24 protein-coding genes are annotated in these 20,890 nt (G+C 59.4%); 8 read left to right on the top strand and 16 right to left on the bottom strand.

Features of this window, described 5'->3' with window-relative positions; genetic code table 11:
* Nucleotides 1-185 precede the first annotated feature (185 nt).
* From LOY68_RS09240 to puuE, 5 genes are all read right to left on the bottom strand, one after another.
* Entirely contained in the window at nucleotides 186-1,487 is a 1,302-nt protein-coding gene (locus LOY68_RS09240) for a urate hydroxylase PuuD (RefSeq protein WP_054615676.1), read from the bottom strand.
* 50 nt (nucleotides 1,488-1,537) lie between these two features.
* Complete coding sequence (locus LOY68_RS09245; protein ID WP_010456681.1) at nucleotides 1,538-2,041, bottom strand: ureidoglycolate lyase; 504 nt, start codon at nucleotides 2,039-2,041, stop codon at nucleotides 1,538-1,540.
* 119 nt (nucleotides 2,042-2,160) lie between these two features.
* Nucleotides 2,161-3,156 carry an allantoicase gene (gene alc / locus LOY68_RS09250; protein ID WP_054048716.1) on the bottom strand — a complete coding sequence of 332 codons (996 nt, stop codon included), beginning with the start codon at nucleotides 3,154-3,156 and terminating at the stop codon, nucleotides 2,161-2,163.
* A gap of 90 nt (nucleotides 3,157-3,246) precedes the next feature.
* The gene (gene uraD, locus LOY68_RS09255; RefSeq protein WP_054048714.1) at nucleotides 3,247-3,762 is read right to left on the bottom strand and encodes a 2-oxo-4-hydroxy-4-carboxy-5-ureidoimidazoline decarboxylase; all 516 of its coding nucleotides are present in this window, start codon (nucleotides 3,760-3,762) and stop codon (nucleotides 3,247-3,249) included.
* Nucleotides 3,759-4,685 (bottom strand): allantoinase PuuE, encoded by a 927-nt coding sequence (gene puuE, locus LOY68_RS09260; RefSeq protein WP_265044246.1) that lies wholly within the window; start codon nucleotides 4,683-4,685, stop codon nucleotides 3,759-3,761. The genes uraD and puuE overlap by 4 nt, the downstream gene beginning before the upstream one ends.
* Nucleotides 4,686-5,104: 419 nt before the next feature.
* Between puuE and uraH the strand changes: the two genes are divergently transcribed.
* Nucleotides 5,105-5,458, top strand: a complete 354-nt coding sequence (uraH, locus tag LOY68_RS09265; RefSeq protein ID WP_010456673.1) for a hydroxyisourate hydrolase — start codon at nucleotides 5,105-5,107, stop codon at nucleotides 5,456-5,458.
* A 171-nt stretch (nucleotides 5,459-5,629) separates the two neighbouring features.
* Here the strand turns inward: uraH and LOY68_RS09270 are convergent, their stop codons facing one another.
* The 3 genes from LOY68_RS09270 to LOY68_RS09280 form a co-directional block, all read right to left on the bottom strand.
* Nucleotides 5,630-6,256, bottom strand: coding sequence for a LysE family translocator (locus LOY68_RS09270; RefSeq protein ID WP_265044252.1), 627 nt, complete (start codon nucleotides 6,254-6,256; stop codon nucleotides 5,630-5,632).
* A 64-nt stretch (nucleotides 6,257-6,320) separates the two neighbouring features.
* The gene (locus LOY68_RS09275) at nucleotides 6,321-7,670 is read right to left on the bottom strand and encodes an NCS2 family permease (protein WP_163909163.1); all 1,350 of its coding nucleotides are present in this window, start codon (nucleotides 7,668-7,670) and stop codon (nucleotides 6,321-6,323) included.
* 334 nt (nucleotides 7,671-8,004) lie between these two features.
* Complete coding sequence (locus tag LOY68_RS09280; RefSeq protein ID WP_265044253.1) at nucleotides 8,005-8,451, bottom strand: MarR family winged helix-turn-helix transcriptional regulator; 447 nt, start codon at nucleotides 8,449-8,451, stop codon at nucleotides 8,005-8,007.
* A gap of 81 nt (nucleotides 8,452-8,532) precedes the next feature.
* Between LOY68_RS09280 and LOY68_RS09285 the strand changes: the two genes are divergently transcribed.
* Complete coding sequence (locus LOY68_RS09285; RefSeq protein WP_265044254.1) at nucleotides 8,533-9,699, top strand: PLP-dependent aminotransferase family protein; 1,167 nt, start codon at nucleotides 8,533-8,535, stop codon at nucleotides 9,697-9,699.
* A 197-nt stretch (nucleotides 9,700-9,896) separates the two neighbouring features.
* Here LOY68_RS09285 and LOY68_RS09290 read toward each other — a convergent pair whose 3' ends face one another.
* The 5 genes from LOY68_RS09290 to LOY68_RS09310 form a co-directional block, all read right to left on the bottom strand.
* Nucleotides 9,897-10,268 carry a glutathione S-transferase N-terminal domain-containing protein gene (locus LOY68_RS09290; protein WP_054048702.1) on the bottom strand — a complete coding sequence of 124 codons (372 nt, stop codon included), beginning with the start codon at nucleotides 10,266-10,268 and terminating at the stop codon, nucleotides 9,897-9,899.
* Between the two features lie 104 nt (nucleotides 10,269-10,372).
* A complete protein-coding gene (gene folE / locus LOY68_RS09295; RefSeq protein ID WP_003204506.1) occupies nucleotides 10,373-10,918 on the bottom strand; it encodes a GTP cyclohydrolase I FolE in 546 nt (181 codons plus the stop codon).
* A 77-nt stretch (nucleotides 10,919-10,995) separates the two neighbouring features.
* Nucleotides 10,996-11,553, bottom strand: a complete 558-nt coding sequence (locus LOY68_RS09300; protein ID WP_054615672.1) for a Smr/MutS family protein — start codon at nucleotides 11,551-11,553, stop codon at nucleotides 10,996-10,998.
* Nucleotides 11,554-11,640: 87 nt separating this feature from the next.
* The gene (locus tag LOY68_RS09305) at nucleotides 11,641-11,961 is read right to left on the bottom strand and encodes a hypothetical protein (protein ID WP_054048599.1); all 321 of its coding nucleotides are present in this window, start codon (nucleotides 11,959-11,961) and stop codon (nucleotides 11,641-11,643) included.
* Between the two features lie 131 nt (nucleotides 11,962-12,092).
* On the bottom strand, nucleotides 12,093-12,683 hold the full coding sequence (locus tag LOY68_RS09310) for a cysteine hydrolase family protein (protein WP_054048597.1): 591 nt from the start codon (nucleotides 12,681-12,683) through the stop codon (nucleotides 12,093-12,095).
* 255 nt (nucleotides 12,684-12,938) lie between these two features.
* Here LOY68_RS09310 and prmB point away from each other — a divergent pair, with 255 nt between their 5' ends.
* The gene (gene prmB, locus LOY68_RS09315) at nucleotides 12,939-13,847 is read left to right on the top strand and encodes a 50S ribosomal protein L3 N(5)-glutamine methyltransferase (RefSeq protein ID WP_054048595.1); all 909 of its coding nucleotides are present in this window, start codon (nucleotides 12,939-12,941) and stop codon (nucleotides 13,845-13,847) included.
* Nucleotides 13,848-13,939: 92 nt separating this feature from the next.
* Here the strand turns inward: prmB and LOY68_RS09320 are convergent, their stop codons facing one another.
* The gene (locus tag LOY68_RS09320; protein ID WP_054615671.1) at nucleotides 13,940-14,731 is read right to left on the bottom strand and encodes a hypothetical protein; all 792 of its coding nucleotides are present in this window, start codon (nucleotides 14,729-14,731) and stop codon (nucleotides 13,940-13,942) included.
* A gap of 110 nt (nucleotides 14,732-14,841) precedes the next feature.
* Nucleotides 14,842-15,840 carry an alpha/beta hydrolase gene (locus LOY68_RS09325; RefSeq protein WP_265044255.1) on the bottom strand — a complete coding sequence of 333 codons (999 nt, stop codon included), beginning with the start codon at nucleotides 15,838-15,840 and terminating at the stop codon, nucleotides 14,842-14,844.
* Nucleotides 15,841-15,924: 84 nt separating this feature from the next.
* On the opposite strand from LOY68_RS09325, the gene aroC reads away from it, so the two are divergent.
* The 5 genes from aroC to mtnC all read left to right on the top strand — a co-directional run bounded on the left by aroC (nucleotide 15,925) and on the right by mtnC (nucleotide 20,146).
* The gene (gene aroC, locus LOY68_RS09330; protein WP_054048587.1) at nucleotides 15,925-17,016 is read left to right on the top strand and encodes a chorismate synthase; all 1,092 of its coding nucleotides are present in this window, start codon (nucleotides 15,925-15,927) and stop codon (nucleotides 17,014-17,016) included.
* 34 nt (nucleotides 17,017-17,050) lie between these two features.
* Entirely contained in the window at nucleotides 17,051-18,196 is a 1,146-nt protein-coding gene (locus LOY68_RS09335; protein ID WP_265044256.1) for an MFS transporter, read from the top strand.
* Nucleotides 18,193-18,819, top strand: a complete 627-nt coding sequence (locus tag LOY68_RS09340; protein ID WP_054048583.1) for a methylthioribulose 1-phosphate dehydratase — start codon at nucleotides 18,193-18,195, stop codon at nucleotides 18,817-18,819. The genes LOY68_RS09335 and LOY68_RS09340 overlap by 4 nt, the downstream gene beginning before the upstream one ends.
* Nucleotides 18,820-18,912: 93 nt before the next feature.
* On the top strand, nucleotides 18,913-19,458 hold the full coding sequence (locus LOY68_RS09345; protein ID WP_054048581.1) for a 1,2-dihydroxy-3-keto-5-methylthiopentene dioxygenase: 546 nt from the start codon (nucleotides 18,913-18,915) through the stop codon (nucleotides 19,456-19,458).
* Between the two features lie 4 nt (nucleotides 19,459-19,462).
* Nucleotides 19,463-20,146 (top strand): acireductone synthase, encoded by a 684-nt coding sequence (mtnC, locus tag LOY68_RS09350; protein WP_265044257.1) that lies wholly within the window; start codon nucleotides 19,463-19,465, stop codon nucleotides 20,144-20,146.
* A 202-nt stretch (nucleotides 20,147-20,348) separates the two neighbouring features.
* Here mtnC and LOY68_RS09355 read toward each other — a convergent pair whose 3' ends face one another.
* Nucleotides 20,349-20,627, bottom strand: coding sequence for a DUF3509 domain-containing protein (locus LOY68_RS09355; RefSeq protein WP_054048577.1), 279 nt, complete (start codon nucleotides 20,625-20,627; stop codon nucleotides 20,349-20,351).
* Between the last annotated feature and the right edge of the window lie 263 nt (nucleotides 20,628-20,890).

Consider the following 20,890-nt stretch of genomic DNA (forward strand, 5'->3'; position numbering starts at 1 on the left):
ATCTTTTTTATTCTTGTGATTTTGTGCAACAGGCAAACCTGTGGGAGCGGGCTTGCTCGCGAAGAGGCCATGACATTCAACATCTCTGTTGACTGGCCCGACGCTTTCGCGGGCAAGGCTCGCTCCTACAGGGACACTGCATATCTGTAGGAGCGAGGCTTGCCCGCGAAGCTTTTAACGGTGAATCAATTGGTCTGGGCTCCCTGGTTGATCCAGGCACCAATCAGGTCACGCTCTTGCTGGGTCATCTGTGTGATGTTGCCCAGTGGCATGATCTGGCTGGCGACGGCTTGCGCCTGGATCCGCGGGGCCAATTGCTGGATTTGTTGCGGGGTGTCGAACATCACGCCGGCCGGGGCTGCACTGAACAGCGGGCTGGTCGGTTTGGCCGAGTGACACACGGCGCAGCGTTCCTGAATCACGCTGTGCACCTTGTCGAACGCCGGGCCTTGGTTCGAAGCCTGGGCCGGTGCAGCGGCAGGCGCGGCAGGCTTGGCTTCAGCAGGTTTGGCGCCACCGCCGAGGGCGGTTTCCGGCAACGGCTGGTACTCGATGGTGCCAGGCGCCTTGGCCACTTCCGGTGCGCTCGGCATCTGTGCCGGGCCAGTCACGTAGGCCAGGCTGATCATGCCGACAGCGGCGACCGGCAGGGTCCAGGCAAACTTGTGGCTGTCGTGACGGGTGTTGAAGTAGTGACGCACCAACACCGCCAGCACCGCGATCCCGGCCAGGATCAGCCAGTTGTATTGGCTGCCGTAGGTACTCGGGAAGTGGTTGCTGATCATGATGAACAGCACCGGCAAGGTGAAGTAGTTGTTGTGCCGCGAACGCAGCAAACCTTTGGCCGGCAGTGCCGGATCGGGTGTGCGGTTCTCGGCAATCGCCGCGACCAGTGCGCGTTGCGCCGGCATGATGATGCGGAACACGTTGCCGACCATGATGGTGCCGATGATCGCGCCGACGTGCAGGTACGCACCCCGACCGCTGAACACTTTGCTGAAGCCGTAAGCGGCGCCAATGATCAGCACGAACAGGATAAAACCCAGCAGGGCAGGGCGTTTGCCCAGGGCCGAGTCGCAGAGGAAGGAGTAGATGAACCAGCCGATGAACAGCGAGCCGATACCGATGGCCACGCCTTCAGGACCGCTCAGGGTGCTGCCCGGTGCCAGCAGGTACAACGTCGGGTTGGAGTAGAACACCACGCACAGCAGCGCGATCCCTGACATCCAGGTGAAGTAGGCTTCCCATTTGAACCAGTGCAGGTTGTCCGGCATGGTCGGTGGAGCCAGTTTGTATTTTTCCAGGTGATAGATACCGCCGCCATGGATCGCCCACAGATCGCCCGCCAGACCACTTTTCGGGTTGACCCGATTGAGGTTGTTTTCCAGCCAGACGAAATAGAACGACGCACCGATCCAGGCCACGCCAGTAATCATGTGAACCCAGCGCACGCTCAGGTTCAGCCATTCCAACAGATGTGCTTCCACAGTCTTTACCTCTCGCCTGTCACTCTGTTGTCGAGTGATCAGACCTTCTCTTATTGGTGGGGGGCGAGGATCAAACGCTCATCCTCTTTGAAAAAATGCTCATCGCAGTTATTGCCTGTGCCACTGCGATCAACCACCAGGAAGTCATCCCGCTTTTCGATCGTCAGCACCGGATGGTGCCAAACGCCGCGATGGTAATTAATGCCCTGCCTGCCGTTGGTAACGAAGGCGCGGACCAAGCCTGATACAGGTTCATCGCCAAGTGGCGCGACCACGATCAGAAAGGGGTTGCCGAGCAGCGGAATGAAAGCCTGGCTGCCCAGCGGGTGACGCTCCAGCATGCTGACGGTCAGCGGCATGTCCTGCGCGTCGGCGCGGAAGATGCTGATGATCGCGTTGTCCTCTGGCGTGGCGGTTTGCACCGTCGCCAGTTTGTGAAAGCGCATGGTCGAACCGTTGTTGATCATGAAGTGATCGCTGCCGTCGGTTTCGATCACGTCACCGAAAGGGGCGAAGGCTTCTTTGGTCAGCGGTTCAATCGTCAGTGTGCGCATGCTGGTCTTCTTTTCGTTGAGTTCTGTGTTGTTTGATCTGGCGCCTTCGCGGGCAAGCCTCGCTCCTACGGTCAGTGATACCTGTAGGAGCGAGGCTTGCCCGCGAATGGCCGCGCCGCTTACTTAGCGACCTTGCCCAATACGCGCAAGCGACTCACACCACCATCCGGGAACACATTGAGGCGGATGTGGGTGATCGGGCCCAGGGCCTTGATCTGCTCGGCGAAGGTGTGTTCGGCGTGCATTTCCAGTTTCTGCGCTGGCAGCAGTTCGCGCCAGAACAGCGATTGGGTTTCGATCTGGCTGTCGGTGCCGCCCTTCACGAAGGCGCCCTGGATCGAGCACGTGTCCGGGTAGTTGCCCTTGAAGTGCAGGGTGTCGACGATGACTTTCTCGACTTCGCCGGCATGACCCAAGGCGACGATTACCCAGTCATTGCCCGGCGTACGACGACGTGCAGTTTCCCAGCCGTCGCCCATGTTGATGCCACGGCCCGGGTTGAGGATGTTGCTCATGCGACCGAAGTGTTCGTCGGAGCAGGCGAGGGCGCGGCCACCGTTCAAGGCTGCAGCGAGGTCGATCTGCTCGTTGTCGCCCACAGCCGACCAGTCGCGGTGCGGCACGCCGTACACACGCAGACGCGCTACGCCACCATCCGGGTAGATGTTGAAGCGCAGGTGGCTGAACGCCTGGTCGTTATTGATTTCGTGATAGTGGTGGCTGTTGCCTTGCAGCTCGACGGCCGACAGCACTTCAACCCACTGGGTGTTTTCGGTCGGTTCGCCTTCAGCCAGGAAACAGGCTTCCAGGGAGGCCGACGGCGGGTAGTTGCCGGTGAAGAATGAAGTGTCGATGTCCACGCCTTTGATCGAGCCCGCTACACCCAGGCGGATCACGGCACTGTCATAGCCTTCGAAGCGCTTGCGGCGCGATTCCCAGCCGTCCATCCACTTGCCGTTGTCATCGAACACGCCTTCTTTCCACACAGCCGGGGTTGGCTGGAACAGGCGGTTGGCATCAGCGAACCAGTCATCGGTGACCGAGATGATTTTGGTGCCCAGGCGGGCGTCGGCCAGGTTGACGAACTTCTCGAAAGGTACGGCGTAAGCTTTCATTCTTCTTGTCTGCCTTTAATAAGTTGGCTTGGGATGCTTGCAGGGCCCTGGGAAACGCAAGCGTTCATGAGGTTTCTCGGGCCAGGCTCGCTATAGGGTCAGTAAACGGAACAGGGCGATCTTGTTGATCTCTGCCAGCGCACATTTGAATTCGGTATCTGCCGAGTTGTGAATGCGCGTTTCGAACGCCGCGAGGATCTGATGCCGGTTGCTGCCTTTTACCGCCATGATGAAGGGAAACTTGAACTTGGCCTTGTAGGCGTCGTTCAGCTCGGTGAAGCGCTGGAACTCTTCGGCCGTGCATTGGTGAATACCGGCGCCCGCTTGTTCATTGGTGCTGGCTTCGGTCAGTTGGCCCTGGACGGCGGCTTTGCCGGCCAGGTCCGGGTGAGCGTTGATCAGGGCCAGTTGGCTTGCGTGATCAGCGCTCAACAGGATGTCGCTCATGCGCTGGTGCAGGGTTTCGATCTGGTCGATCGAAGCGTCCTGGCCCAGGTCGAAGGCCTTCTCGGCCACCCATGGCGAATGTTCGTAGATGTCGGCGAACGCGGCGACGAATGCATCGCGGTTCAGGCTCGACGGTTTCAGGGTTTGAAAGGTGCTCATTTGGCAGCCCCTTGGTACGGGTGGGTTTCGTGCCAGTGGCGAGCGATGTCGACGCGACGGCTGAACCACACCTGTTCATGACTTTTAGCGTATTCGATAAAGCGCTTGAGCGAGGCCAGACGCGCCGGACGGCCGATCAAGCGGCAGTGCAGGCCGATCGACAACATCTTCGGCGCCTCGGCACCTTCGGCGTACAGCACATCGAACGCGTCTTTCAGGTATTCGAAGAAATCGTCGCCCTTGTTGAAACCCTGGACCTGGGTGAAGCGCATGTCGTTGGTGTCCAGGGTGTACGGGATCACCAGGTGCGGATTGCCGGTCGGGTTGTTCGGTTCCCAGTAGGGCAGGTCGTCGTCGTAGGTGTCGCAGTCGTAGAGAAAGCCACCTTCTTCCATCACCAGCCGACGGGTGTTCGGGCCGGTGCGGCCGGTGTACCAGCCCAATGGGCGTTCGCCGGTGAGTTCGGTGAGGATGCGGATCGCTTCGAGCATGTGCTCGCGTTCCTGGGCTTCGTCCATGTACTGATAGTCGATCCAGCGGTAGCCGTGGCTGCAGATCTCGTGGCCGGCCTCGACCATCGCGCGGATCACGTCCGGGTGGCGCTGGGCGGCCATCGCGACGGCGAAGATGGTCAGCGGGATGTCGAATTCCTTGAACAGCTTCAGCACCCGCCACACGCCGGCGCGACTGCCATACTCGTAAAGGGATTCCATGCTCATGTTGCGCGCGCCTTGCAGTGGCTGCGCCGAGACCATTTCCGAGAGGAAGGCTTCGGATTCTTTATCGCCGTGCAGGATATTGCGCTCGCCACCTTCCTCGTAATTGAGCACGAAGGACAGGGCGATGCGGGCATTGCCCGGCCAGTGTGGGTGCGGAGGGTTACTGCCGTAACCGACCAGGTCGCGTGGGTAGTCAGCGCTCACTGCAGTCTTCCTTCTTATTCGTTGACAGGTTTGTGTGGCGGCCTGGCGATCAGATGACAGGCTGGCGTCACAGCGATGGGCTGATTGTATACAACTTTATATCCACTTTGTAAGCCTGAATTTTTGCATTTTTCACTGACTGTCATGAAAGGATGCTACTGCAAGAAACCTGCCTGACTGGTCAGCTAATGGATAGAAGGTCCGCTGTAGGCATGGTTTGTGGTCAGATTCGCCGTGAATCGCGAAATGGCGGTGGTCAGGATAAAAATGTCGTTTTTATTGTGTACAATTTTTTTGAAAAGTGTCTTAATCAGTCGCTCGCCGCAGCTTTTCGTGCTCCGAAACGGTGCGGTCTCCTTTCAACTGACTTCGGGAGGCGCGAGGCCTGACTGCGGTATGCAGGCAGGCGCGCAGAATCAATGGGACGTTTGACTACACACGTTTTGGACGCTGCACACGGTTGCCCGGGCAGCTCGATCAAGGTCGAGTTGTACCGCGTTGAAGGCTCGCAACTGGAATTGGTCGCCAGTGCGATCACCAACAGCGATGGCCGTGTCGATGCTCCGTTGCTGCAAGGCGATGACTACCGTTCCGGGGTCTATCAGGTTCAGTTTCATGCGGGCGATTACTACCGCGCCCGTGGCGTTCAGCTGCCGGAGCCGGCGTTCCTGGATGTGGTGGTGCTGCGGTTCGGCATCTCTGCCGAGCAGGATCACTACCATGTGCCGTTGCTGATTTCGCCGTATAGCTATTCGACCTACAGAGGAAGCTAGACTCCCCCAAGAATCTGCGCATAAAGCTTCTTTGGTCTTTTGCCCGCCCACACTGCGGGCTTTTTTTTGCCCTTGGGAAAGTCAAAAGATCGCAGCCTTCGGCAGCTCCTACATGGAAACGCATTCCCCTGTAGGAGCTGTCGAGTGCAACGAGGCTGCGATCTTTTGCGCTTAACGGCTCAACAACGACGCCGCACCCGCACCACTGAACAACCCGGCACTGATCCGGTTAAACCAACTCTGCCCCTTGCCCGTACGCAGATACCGCGCCGCGCCATGCGCGCCCAGCCCATAAGCCAACTTGCACAGCAGATCGAGCACGGTCCAGGTGGTAATCATCACCAGCAACTGCGGCAGGAACGGTTGTTCGGCGCTCAAGAATTGAGGCAGGAAAGCGGCGAAGAACAGGATGTCTTTCGGATTGCTCGCACCCAGCACGAACGCGCGACCAAACAGCGCACGAAAACGCGGCACTGGCGCAGCCTGGGGCACTTCGGCACCGACTGATGGCAGACGCGATTGCTGCCAGCTCTGCCAGGCGAGGTAGAACAGGTACAGAGCGCCGACAATCTTCAGCGCGCTGAACAGCTGTTCCGACGCGAGCAGCAGGGCGCCCAGACCCAATGCCGAGGCACTGAGCAAGCAAATCGAGGCAATCACTCCACCGAGAAACGCCGGGTAAGAACGGCGCAATCCGTAATTCAAACTGTTGCTGATCATCAGCAAAGACAATGGCCCCGGGATCAGGATCACCACCAGCGCAGCGCCGCTGAACAGCAGCCAGGTTTCCAGACTCATCACTTTCCTCCAAATATGCAAAAGCCCCACCCGACGGGGTGAGGCTGTTTGAAGCTATGACCGCTTACAAGAAAACGAACTTGGCGATGAAGATCGCGCAGAGCACCCACAAGCTGACGGAGATTTCCTTGTACTTACCGGTACCGGCCTTCAACACCACATAAGTGATGAAGCCCAGCGCGATACCGTCGGCGACCGAGAAGGTCAACGGCATCATGATCGCGGTGACGATCGCCGGAATGCTGTCGGTCGCTTCATCCCATTCGATGTGCGCCATGCCGCTCATCATCAGCATCGCTACATAAATCAGCGCACCGGCGGTTGCGTAAGCGGGAATCATGCCAGCCAGCGGTGCGAAGAACATCGCGGCAATAAATAGCACACCTACGGTCACTGCGGTAAGACCAGTCCGACCACCAGCGGCTACACCCGCGGCACTTTCTACATAGCTTGTTACTGGCGGAACACCGACCACCGCCCCGAATACGCTGGAAGCGCTGTCGGCTTTCATGGCGCGGGACAGGTTTTCGATGCGGCCGTCAGCGTTCACCAAATTGGCGCGCTGAGCGACGCCCATCAAGGTGCCGGCAGTATCGAACATGTGCACGAAAAGGAACGCGAGCACCACGCTGATCATGCTGACGTTGAATACGCCAGCCACGTTCATGGCCATCCAGGTCGGCGCCAGGCTTGGCGGGGCGGACATGATGCCCTCGTAGTGCACCAGGCCCAGGCCCCAACCGGCGAGGGTCACGGTGATGATGCTGATGAGAATCGCGCCGAAGACTTTGTGGTAGCTGAGCACCGCAATCATCAGGAAGCAGATGGCGGCCAGCAGCGGGCCGGGTTCGCGCAGGGAGCCAAGCTTGATCAGGGTCGCCGGGCTGTCGACGACGATGCCGGCGGTTTTCAGGCCGATGATCCCCAGGAACAGCCCGACACCCGCGCCCATGGCGTAGCGCAGGCTGACCGGAATGCTGTTGAGCAGCCATTCGCGGATCTTGGAGAAGGTCAGGATCATGAACAAAACGCCGGAGACAAACACCGCGCCGAGGGCGGTTTCCCAGTTGTAGCCCATGGTGCCGACCACGGTGTAGGTGAAGAAGGCGTTGAGGCCCATGCCCGGCGCCAGGCCGACCGGCCAGTTGGCGTACAGGCCCATCAACAGGCAACCCAGCGCGGCGGCGATGCACGTGGCGACGAACGCGGCGCCGTGATCAATGCCGGCGTCGGCCATGATGTTCGGGTTGACGAAGATGATGTAAGCCATGGTGATGAAGGTTGTCAGACCGGCAATCAGCTCGGTCTTCACCGTGGTGCCGTGCAAGGAGAGTTTGAAGATGCGCTCCAGCCAGCCATTGCGTAACGGCGGCGAGAGATCCAGCGACGGGGCTTCGGATTTGCGGCTTTCCACAGCGAGTACTCCTCAAGAGTTTTATTTTTATTTCCAGGGCCGGACCCATGAGGGTGGCAGCGGCCCTTTGAGGCACTTGCGAATTTGTTGACCTCTTGGTCAGGAACTCGCACGAAGTGGATTATGCTTTTGTATACAAATAAAGCAAATAATGTTTTTGATTTTGTCGACGAAAAGTTTGGCGATAGGGATATATCGCCTGGTCGGGCGCCTTCGCGAGCAAGCCCGCTCCCACACTCGACCGCATTCCCCTGAAGGAACCCGATCACCTGCGGGAGCGGGCTTGCTCGCGAAGGCGCCAGATCAATTCATAAAAATCCAACAGACAGTCCGCTTAGTCCGCGGTCACTTGGCTTTTCCCCAACGCCAGATTCACCGCCAACCACCCATCCACCGCCGCCTCCCCAGCCTCGGCAAACACCCGCTCCAACAATTTCACCTGCTCACGCCGCAATGACTGCTCGAACCGCGCGCCATCCTCGGTCAACTCCAGCAGCCGCTTACGCTTGTCGGTCTCTGAAGCCACGCTCTCCACCAAATGCATTTCCACCAATTGCCGCAACGGCATGTTTAGCGCCTGCTTGGTCACGCCGAGCAGCGCGAGCAATTCCTTCACGCTCAGGTTCGGGTAACGGGCGATGAAAAACACGATGCGTTGATGCACCCGGCTCAAGCCACGCCGTTCAAGCATTTCGTCAGCCTTGGCGGTGAACGCCTGATAGCCGAAGAAAAACGCTTCCATGGCGTGTTGCTGGGTCGTGGGGTTTTTAAGGTCAAGCATATTGACGTATCCGCTCAAGCTGTCGTAATTTCGGTCAACCAGTTTGACTCATTTTCCTCAGGCCTCGCTACCGGTGACCCCATGGCTTTTTCCGAACGTGTCTCGCGCCTTAAAAGTTCTTTGATCCGTGAAATCCTCGCTGCAGCCCAGCGCCCGGAGGTGATGTCGTTCGCCGGCGGCTTGCCGGCCGAAGCCATGCTGCCGAAAGTCGAATGGGCCGACATGCCGCTGTCCATGGGCCAATACGGCATGAGCGAAGGCGAGCCTGCGTTGCGCGAAGCCCTGGCCGCAGAGGCGCGGGCGTTGGGTGTGCCTTGCGAGGCAAGTCAGGTGCTGGTGGTCAGCGGCTCTCAGCAAACCCTCGATCTGGCGGCCAAGCTCTACATCGACAAAGGCACCGAGATCCTGCTCGAAGCGCCAACCTATCTGGCGGCGTTGCAGATTTTCCAGCTGTTCGGCGCCGACTGCATCACCGTGCCGCAGGAAGCCGACGGCCCGAATCTGGCTCAGTTGCGTGCGCGCCTGGAACAGCACAAACCCGCTTTCATTTACCTGATCCCGACCTTCCAGAACCCGTCGGCGGTGCGCTACAGCGAAGCCAAGCGCGATGCGGTGGCGGCGTTGCTGGACGAATTCGGTGTCACGCTGATCGAAGACGAACCGTACCGCGAGCTGACCTTCGACGGTGGCAGTGCCACGCCGATTGTCAGTCGCTTGAAAAAGGCCAGTTGGATCTACACCGGCACCGTGTCCAAAACCCTGTTGCCGGGGCTGCGGGTCGGTTACCTGATCGCCAGCCCGGACCTGTTCCCACACTTGTTGAAACTCAAGCAGTCGGCGGATCTGCACACCAATCGCGTGGGGCAGTGGCAGGCGCTGCAATGGATCGGCACCGAGAAATTCCAGCAGCACCTCAGCGAACTGCGGGACTTCTATCGGGTGCGTCGGGATGCATTCCAATCAGCGCTGGAAACGCATTTCTCCGATCTGGCGGACTGGAACGTGCCGCAAGGCGGGCTGTTTTTCTGGCTGACACTCAAGCAACCGCTGGACACCCGGACCTTGCTCAAGGCCGCGCTGGCGGCGGATGTGGCGTTTATGCCGGGGGAGCCATTCTTTCCGGACCCGGACAATCATCCTGGGCACCTGCGGCTGAATTTCAGTCACATTGATCCGGCGCGGCTGGATGAAGGGTTGAAGCGATTGGCGGCGGTGGTGAGAGAGGCGCTGGTGGCGGAAGCGGCTTGAGGGGAGGGGAGAAATGAATAAACCGGCTCAGGGGCCGGTTTATTTTTGTCTGGATTTTGTGGTGGTTGAGCTGACGCCTTCGCGGGCAAGCCTCGCTCCTACGGGGGCGAGTTGACCACGATTATTCGCGCACGCCGCCAATCCTTGTAGGAGCGAGGCTTGCCCGCGAAGAGGCCTTCAATCACACCGCAAACCCATCAGACCGCCGCAAACCGCTTATCCAGATAATCAATAATCACTTTGGACTCATACATCCACGTGGTCTGGCCATTCTCTTCAATCCGCAGGCACGGCACTTTGATCTTGCCGCCCTGGTCCAGCAGGGTCTGGCGATCCTGTTCATTGTTCTTCGCATCGCGCAACGCCACCGGCACGTTCAAGCGGCGCAGGGTACGGCGGGTTTTCACGCAGAACGGGCAGGCGTGGAACTGATACAGGGTCAGGTCCTTGGCGGCGGAGTTGACCTGAGCCTGAGCCTCGGCCGGGCGCTGTTTTTTGCCCGGACGGGTGATGAAGTCGATAAAGATGATCAGTTGGCCAAGGCCGACACGAAGCGCTTTTACGAACACGTTGAAAGCCTCACGGTGGGAATTGTGAAAGGCGCGCAGCTTACCTGATTTTTCACAGGCGAAAAAAAACCGGCGATGAATGCCGGTTTTCTTCGTGACGCGAATTACTTGATCAGGCTGAGAAACTCGCTGCGAGTCGCTGCGTTTTCGCGGAACTCACCGAGCATCACCGAAGTGATCATCGACGAATTCTGCTTCTCGACACCGCGCATCATCATGCACATGTGCTTGGCCTCGATCACCACCGCAACGCCCAGGGCGCCGGTGACTTGCTGGACCGCATCAGCGATCTGGCGGCTGAGGTTTTCCTGGATCTGCAGGCGGCGGGCGTACATATCGACGATCCGCGCGACTTTCGACAGCCCTAATACCTTGCCACTCGGGATGTAGGCGACGTGGGCCTTGCCGATGAACGGCAGCAGGTGGTGTTCGCACAACGAGTAGAGCTCGATGTCCTTGACCAGCACCATTTCGCTGTTGTCGGAGCTGAACAAGGCACCGTTGGTGACTTCTTCCAGTGTCTGTTCATAACCGCGGCAGAGGTACTGCATGGCTTTGGCGGCACGCTTCGGCGTGTCGAGCAGGCCCTCGCGGGAGACGTCCTCGCCCAATTGGCCGAGAATCGCGGTGTAATTCTGTTCCAGGGACATGAAACTACCTGTGGGATTTTTCGCAAAGGGCAAGGGTACGGTGGCGGACACGGCGCTGCAAGCGTGGCGCGACAGCTTTAGTCGTCGCGACCTTCCATCATGGTGCGTTTGAGCATCACATAAACGGCTCCGGCGCCGCCGTGTTTCGGTTGGCAGGAGGTAAAACCGAGTACCTGTGAATGTTGGCGCAGCCAGGTGTTGACGTGGCTTTTGATCATCGGCCGCTTGCCGTCCAGGCGTACCGCCTTGCCGTGGGTGACGCGCACGCAGCGGATTTCGAATTTGGTCGCTTCAGCGAGAAACGCCCAAAGGGTTTCCCGAGCCTTTTCCACGTTCATGCCGTGCAGGTCGAGGCTGCCTTCGAACGGGATCTGGCCAATCTTGAGTTTGCGGATCTGGCTTTCCTGGACGCCGTCGCGGGCCCACATCAACTCGTCTTCCGGGCCGACATCGATCACAAACTGATCGGACAACCCGTCTACGGTGGTGGCATCGGTGCGCACGGTGGCGGCTTGACGCAGCTTGGCAATCTGCGCGCGGTCAGCCTTGGGTTTGCCGGTTTCGGCGCGATCGTGCTTGATCGGCTTGACGCCTTGGATCGCACTTTTGAACAGGGAAAAATCGTCGTCTTGCATGTCAGCCTCCGCGAAGGGCGGCCAGTTTACCCAAGTCGCGACGCTATCCATAACAATTGGCGCCCGGCTAAATGCCGGGCCCTGGATTCAGTCGTGTTTTTTCATCAAATGCGGGGCCATGTTCAGCGCTTGCGACTGGCGCGAACGGCGACGGCAGCGACGCCATAGCCACACACCGATGTACAGAACGAACAGGCCAATCACCAGAATCACTGCTGAACCGACCTTGTTGGTATTCAGCTCGCCCATGGCGGGCGCGTGGCCGAGCAGGCTGCCGACACCGGCCAGCGTCATCAATACGCCGAGCATCGCCAGCAGGGCGGCAATGGCTGCGCCGATTCGAAAACGCCAGTTGCTTTGGCCTTTGGGCCGCAAGCGGCGTGCATCAAAACCATCGGATAACTTCATTCCGACCTTCCTCAATGGGTATCGGCCCTTCGACCGGGAGTTGACCGGGATGTTCCTGAGGCTAAGGCAATTGCAGCAAATGATAGGCTTTTGCGGATGAGCGGCGGCATCAACCGCTCATCTGAAGTCGATCAGATCAGATCGTGGGTCAGGGCGAGGGTGGCGAAGTTGTCCGCCATGATCGCCATTTCGGTCTGCTGAACATGTTCGGCGCTGAGCACACCGCCCTTGTAAGGCAGGTCGCGGGTCGCACAGGCATCTTCCACCAGGGTGCAACGAAAACCCAGGTTCTTCGCGGCGCGCACGGTGGTGCTGACGCTGGAGTGACTCATGAAACCGCAGACGATCAGGTCCAGGGAGCCGAGTTCCTGCAAGCGATCGTATAGCGTGGTGCCGTGGAACGCGCTTGGCAGCAGCTTGCCGATAATGGTTTCGTCGCCCTGTGGCTCCAGGCCCGGGATGAATTCCCCGCGCTCGCCCTGTGGATCGAACAGCCCGCCGACGGTGCCGAGGTGACGCACATGTACAATCGGCCGACCGGCTGCACGGGCAGCGGCCACCACTTGCTTGATGTTCGCGACGGCAGCATCCATGCCGCTCAGGGCCAGCGGGCCGCTGAGGTATTCTTTCTGGGCATCGATGATGACCACGGTCGCATGGCTCAGATTGGCCGCCGCGTATCCGCGACCGCTGAGTTGAAACATCGTTTTTGGAACGGACATTCTGGGGCTCCTTGGAGTGGGGCTTTTGCGACATTGTCCTCTGGCTGAGCGGTTCTGTGAATCGCTACCATCGTAGGCACCGTCGTTGTTGGCTTGCAGCCTTGTCAAGATGCCCATTCTGTTCAATAGCCAGGCAGAAAAATGGATAAGTCCTACATCTGATCCGGTGTTTTTCCTGCGTCGTCGTGGCGCGTTTTGGCTGTTAGAATTGCCAGTCGTTTTTTTCTGCCCGTCGTTTTATTTGGAGTCGCCGCTGTGATCACTTCCCGCCTTCGTACCCTGCGTGACCATATCCGTTGGGCCGTCAGCCGTTTCCATGGGGAGGATCTGTTTTTCGGCCATGGGACCGACAACGCCTGGGATGAAGCCCGTCAACTGGTGTTGGGCGCGCTGCACCTGCCGTGGGAAATTGCCGACAGCTATCTGGACTGCAATCTGGAAGAGGATGAGCTGGTCAATCTGCAACGCCTGCTCAAGCGTCGCATCGAGGAACGCATTCCTACCGCTTACCTGTTGGGCGAGGCGTGGTTCTGTGGCATGTCGTTCATTGTCGATGAGCGTGTGCTGATCCCGCGTTCACCGATTGGCGAGTTGATCGAAAAGCGCTTTGCGCCGTGGCTGGGCAACGATCCTGCGCGGATTCTCGACCTGTGCACCGGTTCCGGCTGCATCGGCATCGCCTGTGCGTATGAGTTCCAGAACGCCGAAGTGGTGCTGGCCGATCTGTCGTTCGAAGCGTTGGAAGTGGCCAACCAGAACATCGAGCGCCACGGCGTCGATGAGCGGGTATACACGGTTCAGGGCGATGGCTTTGATGGCTTGCCGGGTCAACGTTTCGACTTGATCGTGTCGAACCCGCCCTACGTCGATGCGGAAGATTTCGCCGACATGCCGGACGAATATCAGCACGAACCGGAACTGGGCCTGGCCTGCGGTGACGATGGTTTGAACCTGGTGCGCCGGATGCTCGCCGAAGCGGCGAATCACCTGACCGAGAAGGGTTTGCTGATTGTCGAAGTGGGCAACAGCCAGGTTCACGTTGAGTCGCTGTACCCGGAAGTCGACTTCGCCTGGCTCGATTTCGAGCGCGGCGGGCATGGGGTGTTCATGTTGACCGCAGAGCAGTGCCGCGATCATCAGGCACTGTTCGCCTCCCGCGTCTGACCCTGAAAGCTTCGCGGGCAAGCCTCGCTCCTACAGGTCCTGTATGACCCCCTGTAGGAGCGAGGCTTGCCCGCGAATGGCCGCACTGCGGGTTACCGGTGCGTCGCAATCCAGATCAACAACCCCGCCTGAAACACCGCAAACGCCACCAGGCACGTAATCGTAAAGCGCAGCCCAGCGTCTTCGCGCTTGTACTTGCTGACCTTTTCTTCGTGCTTCTTGAGCTTCACTTCCTGCTCGGCCAGGTTCTGCTCGGCCTGCTGCAACATCTGCGCGGCTTCGAGAATTTCCACCTGTTGCAGCTTTTCGCGATTCCAGTCCGCCAACAGGTCGCCGACCTGAACCTCTTTGACGCTGCCCTTCAAATGCTGGGCGTCGGCGTACACCACATCAAAACCATGCATGCGCAAAAAGTGATCGCGACGCAGGCGTGTGTCTTCGTTCAGCGCATCCTTGTTGTTCAGGTCGCTGCCGTCGACGGTGTACGCGGGCCAGCGCTTTTTCGCCCAAGTAATACCTTGAGCGGCCAGGAAGCGCCCAATGCCACGGTTCATCGGTTCAATCTGCAAACCGCTGGCGGGGCCGAAATGCACGCGTCGGGTTTCATGATCGACCCAGACGTCCAGATGATTCTGTTCCTTGCGCACTCGCTGGCCGGGCAGCGAAATGGTCATGCGCATCAGGCTGCGCTGCTTGTCGTTGCGCTCGGCGTAACCGAACTCGACAAAACGCAATGGCCGTCCGCCGGTGTTGCGGTCGGTCTGCAGCGGCGCCAGACGGAGCATCTTGTGGTGCTCGACGTGGACGTCCGCCCACGGCAGCTCGACCGCTGGCGGTGTGTCTTTTTCAGCGGTGGTGTCGGGTGAAGTCGGGGTATCAGTCATAACGGCGAGGTCCTGTCCAAGCGCTGCTTGCCGCCAGTCATAGCGCTGGCGACAAAGGCTTATCGGCCGTTTTTTTCAAGACTGGAGGGCAAACAGCGCTTAAACAGCGCTTAACTGGAGCGAAGTCCGTCAATAAACCCGAGGATCCGCGTGCCAAGTTCGGCGGCCAGCGGCAAATTCGGGTCCTTGTAGGAGGCCAATTGCCGCTTCACATCGTTGGGCACGATGCGCATAACGTGGTTCATGCCTTCGATCACCGCCAGTTCGGCGTCCGGTTTGGCAGCTTTCAGCAACTTGGCATCGCCGACACCGACCTGGATATCGTTGGTGCCCTGAATGATCAGCGCCGGCATCTTCAATTTGGCGAAAGCGGCCGCCGGATCCTGGCGGAACAGCGAAATCAGGTACGGCTGCACGCTCGGGCGGAAAATCACCTGCAACTGCGGCGGCACGTTGTCATCGGTGTGGCCGGCCTTGAGGCTGTCGAGCAGTTCATTGCTGCGCAGCATCAACGGCGGTGGCAGGCGATTGCTCAGTTGCTGGCGCAGCACTTGATCGACCGGCCGGGCGCTGCCGGACATGGAAATCACCGCCGCTGCATCGACGCTCGGCGCCGCCAGCGTGGCAATCAGCGCGCCTTCGCTGTGACCCAGCAGAATCAGTTTGCCGAAACGCGGATCGGCCTTGAGCTTCTGGCTCCAGGCTTCGGCGTCGGCGACGTAGGCTTCCACCGACAGATTGCGCTCGTCCGGGGTCGCGGCCAGGCTCGCCGCCACGCCGCGTTTGTCGTAGCGCACGCTGGCGATGTTGTGTTTGGCCAACACCCAGGCCAGGCGCTTGAGGCTGTCGTTGCGTCCGCCGTCGGGGTTGTTTCCGTCGCGATCCGTAGGGCCGGAGCCGGAAATGATCAGGACAACCGGCACTGGCGCGTCGGATTTGGGCAGCAACAAGGAGCCGAAAAGTTCTCCGGTGCCGGTATCCAAACTGATCGGTCGTTGTAGGACAGTTGCCTGAACGAAGCCGGTAAACAGGGTAAGGCTCAAGGCTAGAACTCGCAGCATCATCACGCCATCATCAATAAGGTGCCGGTTGGACTCGCGGGCACCCATAAGGTTCGAGGATGAACTACTTGGATAGCCTGCGTATACTGGCGCGCATTACGTATTCAGGTTCGATTTCACGGAGCGTCCCGCATGTCCGGCAATACCTACGGCAAGCTGTTCACTGTCACCACCGCTGGCGAAAGCCATGGTCCGGCGTTGGTCGCCATTGTCGACGGCTGCCCGCCGGGTCTGGAGATTTCCCTGGAGGATCTGCAGCGTGACCTTGACCGCCGCAAACCCGGCACCAGCCGCCACACCACTCAGCGCCAGGAAGCCGACGAAGTCGAAATCCTCAGCGGCGTGTTCGAGGGTCGCACCACCGGTTGCGCCATTGGCCTGTTGATCCGCAACACCGACCAGAAGTCCAAGGACTACTCGGCGATCAAGGATCTGTTCCGTCCGGCGCACGCCGACTACACCTACCACCACAAATACGGCGAACGCGATTACCGTGGCGGCGGTCGCAGCTCGGCGCGGGAAACCGCGATGCGCGTGGCGGCGGGGGCGATTGCGAAGAAATACCTGGCCAGCCAGGGCATCGTCATTCGTGGCTACATGAGCCAGCTCGGCCCGATTGAAATCCCGTTCAAGACCTGGGACTCGGTGGAGGAAAACGCATTCTTCAGCCCTGACCCGGACAAGGTGCCGGAACTGGAAGCCTATATGGACCAGTTGCGTCGTGACCAGGATTCGGTCGGCGCGAAAATCACCGTGGTCGCTGAAGGCGTGATGCCGGGCCTCGGCGAGCCGATCTTCGACCGTCTCGACGCCGAACTGGCCCACGCGCTGATGAGCATCAACGCGGTGAAAGGCGTGGAAATCGGCGCCGGTTTCGCCAGCGTCGCCCAGCGCGGCACCGAACACCGCGATGAAATGACCCCGGAAGGTTTCCTCAGTAACAATGCCGGCGGCATTCTAGGCGGGATCTCTTCGGGTCAGCCGATCGTCGCGCATCTGGCGTTGAAGCCGACGTCGAGCATCACCACGCCGGGCCGTTCCATCGACATCCATGGCAACCCGGTGGACGTGATCACCAAGGGTCGTCACGACCCGTGCGTCGGCATCCGTGCCACGCCGATTGCCGAGGCGATGATGGCCATCGTTTTGATGGATCACCTGCTGCGTCACCGTGGGCAGAACGCCGATGTGCGTGTGAGCACGCCGGTGTTGGGTCAGCTTTAATGGCTGACTTTCAAGCCGCCGGGGTCTGACGACGTTGGCGGCGCTCCCGTACTGGCGGCTTTCCAGTTTCTACCTGTTCTATTTCGCCTTGCTCGGATCGACAGCGCCATTCCTGGCGCTGTACTTCGATCACCTGGGCTTTTCCAGCGCGCGCATCGGCGAACTGGTGGCGATCCCGATGCTGATGCGCTGCGTGGCGCCGAACATCTGGGGCTGGCTCGGCGACTACACCGGCCGACGCCTGGCCATCGTGCGCTTTGGCGCGGTCTGCACGCTGCTGACGTTCTCGCTGATCTTCGTCAGCAAAACCTACGCCTGGCTGGCGATGGTCATGGCCCTGCATGCATTCTTCTGGCACGCGGTGCTGCCGCAGTTCGAAGTCATCACCCTGGCGCACTTGAAGGGCCAGACCTCCCGTTACAGCCAGATTCGTTTGTGGGGCTCCATCGGTTTCATCATTACCGTGGTCGCGCTCGGGCGGGTCTTCGAATGGCTGAGCCTGGACGTCTATCCCGTCGCGCTGGTGTTAATCATGGCCGGGATTGTCGTCAGCAGCCTGTGGGTGCCGAACGCGCAACCGGTGCAGAGCGAACGAGTGACCGGGGAGGGCTTCCTCAAGCAACTGCGCAGCCCTGGCGTATTGGCGTTTTACGGTTGTGTGGCGCTGATGCAGATGAGCCACGGCCCGTATTACACCTTCCTGACCTTGCACCTTGAACGTCTCGGTTACAGCCGTGGCGTGATCGGCGTGCTCTGGGCCGTGGGTGTGGTGGCTGAAGTCCTGATGTTCCTGGCCATGAGCCGGATCCTTGCGCGCTTCTCGGTACGCCGGGTGTTGCTGGCGAGTTTTCTGCTGGCGGCCCTGCGCTGGTTGCTGCTAGGTTCATTCGCTGAATTTTTGTCGGTGCTGTTGTTTGCGCAGGTATTGCACGCGGCCACTTTCGGCAGCTTTCACGCGGCTGCCATCCAGTTTGTGCAACGTAGTTTCGGTGCGCGCCAGCAAGGTCAGGGCCAGGCGTTGTACGCGGCACTCGCCGGCACCGGCGGCGCACTCGGCGCGTTGTATTCCGGCTACAGCTGGAATGCCCTCGGCGCCACATTGACTTTTAGTATTGCCAGCCTCGCGGCCTTCGCGGCTGCCGTTATCATTGCCACACGTATGCAAGAGGACCGGCCATGAGCCTTACCCGAGAACACCTCGCCCAGGAAATCATCGACGCCGGGCGTTTTTTGTATGGTCGCGGCTGGTCGCCGGCCACCAGCAGCAACTATTCGACGCGCCTGTCGCCGACCGAAGCGTTGCTGACCGTGTCCGGCAAGCACAAAGGCCAGTTGGGCCTCGACGATGTGCTGGCCACCGACCTGTCGGGCAACAGCCTGGAGCCGGGCAAAAAGCCGTCCGCCGAAACCCTGCTGCACACTCAGCTGTATAGCTGGCGCCCGGAAATCGGTGCGGTGTTGCACACCCATTCGGTGAACGCCACGGTGCTGTCGCGCCTGACCCCGCAAGACTTCATCGAGTTCGAAGACTACGAATTGCAAAAAGCCTTCAGCGGCGTATCCACCCACGAGTCGCGGGTGCGGGTGCCGATTTTCGACAATGACCAGGATATTGCGCGCCTGGCCGCCAAGGTGCAGCCTTGGCTGGACGCCCATCCCGATTGCGTCGGCTACCTGATTCGCGGCCACGGCCTCTATACCTGGGGCGCCCGCATGAGCGACGCGCTACGCCAGATCGAGGCCTTTGAATTTTTGTTCGAGTGCGAGTTGAAGACCCGCAGCGTCATGAACCGCCAAGGCTGACTTCACCAGAAGTAGCCCATTTGCCTGATGAAGCGTCTGGCCTGACCGGTCTGAAAGAACCGGAAGGCGCGGCCGATACCGAGGAATTGCCCCATGAGCAGCCTGTCCGTTTATCACGTCTCAAGCCCGGAAATCCCGAACAAGGTCTTGACCCATTTCGAAGACATCGCCTCGACCCTGGCCGAACAGGGTGTGCGCTTCGACCGCTGGCAAGCCACCGCGAAAATCCAGCCCGGCGCCAGCCAGGAAGAAGTGATTGCCGCTTACCAGGAACAAATCGACAAGCTGATGACCGAGCGTGGCTACGTCACCGTCGATGTCATCAGCCTGAACAGCGATCACCCGCAAAAAGCCGAACTGCGCGCCAAGTTCCTTGATGAACATCGGCATGGCGAAGACGAAGTACGATTTTTCGTCGCCGGCCGTGGGCTGTTTACCCTGCACATCGACGATTACGTCTACGCGGTGCTCTGCGAGAAAAACGACCTGATCTCGGTCCCGGCCGGCACGCCGCACTGGTTTGACATGGGCGAGCATCCTCATTTCGTCGCGATCCGCCTGTTCAACAACCCGGAAGGCTGGGTCGCCAAGTTCACTGGCGAAGACATCGCCAGCCGCTTTCCGCGCCTGGAGGACTGAGCCGATGCCGATCAAAGCGATTCTCACCGACATCGAAGGCACCACCAGCGCGGTGAGTTTTGTGTTCGACGTGTTGTTTCCGTATGCGGCCAAACACCTGCCGGACTTCGTTCGCCAGCACGCCGCACGGGCGGACGTTGCCGAGCAACTGGACGCCGTGCGCCGGGACAGCAATGAACCCGAGGCCAACGTCGAGCGGGTGATCGAAATCCTGCTGGGCTGGATCGCCGAAGACCGCAAAGCCACGCCGCTCAAGGCGTTGCAAGGTATGGTCTGGGAGCAGGGTTATCAGGCGGGGCAGTTGAAAGGTCACGTTTACCCAGACGCCGTTGAAGCGCTCAAGCGCTGGCATCAGGACGGTTATCAACTGTTCGTGTATTCCTCGGGCTCGATCCAGGCGCAGAAACTGATTTTCGGCTGCTCGGAGGCGGGGGATTTGTCGTCGCTGTTCAGCGGTTACTTCGACACGACCTCGGGGCCGAAGCGTGAGGCGCAGTCTTACGCTCGTATTACTCAGGCGATTGGCCTGGAGCCGGGGCAGATTCTGTTCCTGTCCGACATCGTCGAAGAGCTGGATGCGGCGCGCACGGCGGGTATGGCGACTTGCGGGTTGGCGCGAGAGGGTGGTGAGTTGGCGGGGCATGTGACCGTCGACAGCTTCGCGCGGATTGATCCATCTACCTTCTAAACGACACGTAACCCTGTGGGAGCGGGCTTGCTCGCGAAAGCGGTGTATCAGGCGACATTAATGTTGACTGACCCGACGCCTTCGCGAGCAAGCTTCGCTCCTACAGGGGTTGTGTGAGTTCAGGAACTTGTGTGAGTCCAGAAACAACTCAGGCCGTGAAGCGAAAGCTCTCACGGCCTGTGTGTTTACAGCGTCTGACGATTTACGCCGAATGATAAGTCGGCAGTGCAAACCGTTGCTGGCTTTGCAGCATCGAGATCTGTGGCAATTCACTGGCTTGTTCAGCCAGGTCACGGCGGATCGCGCTGATCACCCACGACAGTTGGTCGCCAGCATGCAATTGCTGGTAGGAAATCGAACGCTTGAAGACTTTGCCTTCGGTGCTGCGCAGTGTCAGCAGGATGCCGCCGTCAGGTCGTGCCTGGGTGGTCACATCGAAGTTGGAGAACAGCGAGGTAAATTTTTCTTGGATCAGGCTCATGTCTATCAGCTCCGTTAGCGCTTAATTAGCAAGCATGGAGAGGTAGTTGCAGCGATTGTGCCAGCACCTGAATTTTTAAAAGTCGTTATAAATCAATAAGTTATTTATATGTCGATTTTTTGCTTTCGTGCAAACTGCATGAATGGCCATCGTGCATCCTGCATTTTGCGTGGTCGCGCGCAATTCGATGGAACGAATCACACGGCCAGGGTTCGCGTTTTCACACGTATCCACTGCGGATACAAAACATTGCAAAAACCGCG

This window comes from Pseudomonas sp. B21-053 (genome assembly GCF_026016365.1).
In the GTDB taxonomy this organism is placed as follows: Bacteria; Pseudomonadota; Gammaproteobacteria; order Pseudomonadales; family Pseudomonadaceae; genus Aquipseudomonas; species Aquipseudomonas nunensis.

What these genes read in the sequence shown, in the direction of transcription:
- LOY68_RS09245 (WP_010456681.1), bottom strand. Translation starts at nt 2,041, where the DNA reads ATGCGCACACTGACGATTGAACCGCTGACCAAAGAAGCCTTCGCCCCT.
- alc (WP_054048716.1), bottom strand. Translation starts at nt 3,156, where the DNA reads ATGAAAGCTTACGCCGTACCTTTCGAGAAGTTCGTCAACCTGGCCGAC.
- uraD (WP_054048714.1), bottom strand. Translation starts at nt 3,762, where the DNA reads ATGAGCACCTTTCAAACCCTGAAACCGTCGAGCCTGAACCGCGATGCA.
- uraH (WP_010456673.1), top strand. Translation starts at nt 5,105, where the DNA reads ATGGGACGTTTGACTACACACGTTTTGGACGCTGCACACGGTTGCCCG.
- LOY68_RS09270 (WP_265044252.1), bottom strand. Translation starts at nt 6,256, where the DNA reads ATGAGTCTGGAAACCTGGCTGCTGTTCAGCGGCGCTGCGCTGGTGGTG.
- LOY68_RS09280 (WP_265044253.1), bottom strand. Translation starts at nt 8,451, where the DNA reads ATGCTTGACCTTAAAAACCCCACGACCCAGCAACACGCCATGGAAGCG.
- LOY68_RS09285 (WP_265044254.1), top strand. Translation starts at nt 8,533, where the DNA reads ATGGCTTTTTCCGAACGTGTCTCGCGCCTTAAAAGTTCTTTGATCCGT.
- folE (WP_003204506.1), bottom strand. Translation starts at nt 10,918, where the DNA reads ATGTCCCTGGAACAGAATTACACCGCGATTCTCGGCCAATTGGGCGAG.
- LOY68_RS09300 (WP_054615672.1), bottom strand. Translation starts at nt 11,553, where the DNA reads ATGCAAGACGACGATTTTTCCCTGTTCAAAAGTGCGATCCAAGGCGTC.
- LOY68_RS09305 (WP_054048599.1), bottom strand. Translation starts at nt 11,961, where the DNA reads ATGAAGTTATCCGATGGTTTTGATGCACGCCGCTTGCGGCCCAAAGGC.
- LOY68_RS09310 (WP_054048597.1), bottom strand. Translation starts at nt 12,683, where the DNA reads ATGTCCGTTCCAAAAACGATGTTTCAACTCAGCGGTCGCGGATACGCG.
- LOY68_RS09320 (WP_054615671.1), bottom strand. Translation starts at nt 14,731, where the DNA reads ATGACTGATACCCCGACTTCACCCGACACCACCGCTGAAAAAGACACA.
- LOY68_RS09325 (WP_265044255.1), bottom strand. Translation starts at nt 15,840, where the DNA reads ATGGGTGCCCGCGAGTCCAACCGGCACCTTATTGATGATGGCGTGATG.
- aroC (WP_054048587.1), top strand. Translation starts at nt 15,925, where the DNA reads ATGTCCGGCAATACCTACGGCAAGCTGTTCACTGTCACCACCGCTGGC.
- LOY68_RS09340 (WP_054048583.1), top strand. Translation starts at nt 18,193, where the DNA reads ATGAGCCTTACCCGAGAACACCTCGCCCAGGAAATCATCGACGCCGGG.
- LOY68_RS09345 (WP_054048581.1), top strand. Translation starts at nt 18,913, where the DNA reads ATGAGCAGCCTGTCCGTTTATCACGTCTCAAGCCCGGAAATCCCGAAC.
- mtnC (WP_265044257.1), top strand. Translation starts at nt 19,463, where the DNA reads ATGCCGATCAAAGCGATTCTCACCGACATCGAAGGCACCACCAGCGCG.
- LOY68_RS09355 (WP_054048577.1), bottom strand. Translation starts at nt 20,627, where the DNA reads ATGAGCCTGATCCAAGAAAAATTTACCTCGCTGTTCTCCAACTTCGAT.